The sequence below is a fragment of the Streptomyces sparsus genome, assembly GCF_054776295.1.
The window spans coordinates 1-2370 of sequence record NZ_BAAHCA010000781.1 but is presented as its reverse complement, the minus strand read 5'-3'; the positions used below and the strand labels follow the sequence as shown (position 1 = coordinate 2370).

The window sequence follows — 2370 nt, the reverse complement described above, 5'->3', positions numbered from 1 at the left end:
ACGGCATCCAAAGCCTCACCGAGCAGGGCGTCACGCGCTTCCTGGAGATCGGACCAGACAGCACCCTCACCGCCCTCACCCAGACGGCGTCGGGCGGTGACGACCAGGTCGCTGTGTCGCTGCTGCGCAAGGACCGCCCGGAACCCGTGGCCGTACTCCAGGCTCTGGCGGCGCTGCATGTCAACGGCGCGGACCTCGACTGGACTGCCGTGCTGGGCGGGGCTGACGCCGACGCGCGGGCCGTCGAGTTGCCCACCTACGCCTTTCGGCGACGTCGCTACTGGCTCGCTCCGCACGAGTCCGTGCCGGGTGCGCCGACCGGGCCCGCCCACGCCGCCGGTCTGGTCGACGCCGACTTCTGGGCCGCGGTCGAGCAGGAGGACCTGAGCACACTCGCCGCCGACCTGCACCTCACGCCCGACGCGTTGGAGCCGGTGGTCCCCGCCCTGTCCACCTGGTACCGCCGCCGGTTGCACCAGGCGGAGGTCAACGCCCTGCGTCATCGTGTGACCTGGCAGCCGCTGACCCGGGACGACGAGCTGGACGACGCCGGCGTCGGTTCCGCTGGTCAGTGGCTGGTCCTCGTGCCCGCCGTGGGAGCGGACGCCACCGTCGAGACAACCGTGCGAAACGTGCTGGCAGGGTTGCGCAAGCACGGCCTGGACCTGCTCGTTCGCGCCGTGGTGCCGGGGGACCCGGCGGCGTGCGCCGAAGCGCTGCGGAACGTGCGCGCCGAGGACGGCACACCTGACGCGACCCTGTCGCTGCTCTCCCTGGACGCCGCCACCGACCCGGCCGTGGCCACCGTCGCGCTTCTGAAGGAGCATGTCCGGGGACCGGCACTCGGCCCGCTGTGGGTCCTCACCCAGGGAGCCGTTTCCGTCGGTTCCGGGGACCTGCCGCGCCCCCTGCAAGCCGCGGTGTGGGGGATGGGGCGCGTCGCGGGGCTGGAACATCCTGACGTGTGGGGTGGTCTGATCGACCTCCCCGCCGATGTCGACGACCGGGGATGCGCACGTCTGGTCAGGGCGCTGACCCGCCTGAAGCGCGGTGAGGACCAGGTGGCCGTCCGGCCCAACGGCCTCTTCGGCCGCCGCATGGTGAAGGCGGAGAGCGCGCCGGCTGGCAAGGACACCTGGCAGCCGCGCGGCACCGTGCTCATCACGGGCGGCACCGGCGCGCTGGGCGGCCACGTGGCCCGGTGGGCCGTCGGCCGGGGGGCCCGGGACCTGCTCCTCGTGAGCCGCCGGGGTCTCGACGCGCCGGGAGCCGCAGACCTGCACGAGGAACTGACGGAGGCCGGCGCCCGGGTCACCGTCGCCGCGCTCGACGTCTCCGAACCGGAGGAACTCGGCCGGCTGCTGGCCGAGCACCGCGTCGACGCCGTCTTCCACACCGCTGGAGTGCTTGATGACGGCACGCTGCTGACAACTGACGCGGACCGCATCGAAAGGGTGATGCGCCCGAAGGCCACCTCGGCTCTGCTGCTGGACGCACTGACCAGAGACGCGGACCTGTCGGCCTTCGTGCTGTTCTCGTCCCTCGCCGGTGTTGTCGGCAGTCCGGGTCAGGCCGCCTATGCGGCGGCCAACGCGGTGCTGGACGCGTTGGCCGAGCGGCGGCGCGCCGAGGGGTTGCCTGGCACGTCGATCGCCTGGGGACCCTGGGCCGGCGGCGGCATGGCCGCCGACGCCGGTGGCCGTCGTCGCGGCCGAGGGGCGGTGCATCCCGTCGAGCCCTCTCTCGCCCTGTCCGTGCTCGGTGCCCTGCTTGACGGCGGCAGCGCCCCGGAACTGGCAGCCGACATCGACTGGGACGACTTCGTGCCGGCCTTCACCGCCGCCCGCCCGAGCGCACTGCTGTCCGCGTTCACCACCGACCGCACCCGGCACTCCCCGGCCTTGCCGCTCACTGCTGGCGAGCCACAGGGCACTCTGAGGTCCCGGCTCATGACCCTGCCCCGAGAGGCGGCACAGCGTGTGCTTCTGGATGAGGTGCGGGTGCGTGCGGCTGGTGTGTTGGGTTTTGACGGTGTGGAGCGGGTGGGTGCGGATCGTGCGTTCCGTGATCTGGGTGTGGATTCGCTGATCGCGGTGGAGTTGCGGAATGTGTTGGCGGCGATGTGTGGGGTGTCGTTGCCGGCGACTGTGGTGTTTGATCATCCGACGCCGGAGGCGTTGGCGGGTTTCCTGTTCGGTGAGTTGTGCGGTGAGGCCTCGGGCGATACGGCCGAGGTTGTGCCGGGGTCGCTTTCGATGGACGAGCCGGTGGCAATTGTCGGAATGGGGTGCCGTTTCCCGGGCGGGGTCCGGTCGCCGGAGGAGTTGTGGTCGCTGCTCGCGGAGGGGCGGGAAGGGCTTTCCGACTTCC

At 71.9% G+C, this 2370-nt stretch carries 1 protein-coding gene; it reads left to right on the top strand.

The window, feature by feature from the left end; translation table 11 throughout:
• Nucleotides 1-2370, top strand: a 2370-nt coding sequence (locus ACYVE9_RS23300; protein WP_461029855.1) for an SDR family NAD(P)-dependent oxidoreductase, incomplete at both ends; no start/stop codon positions are given.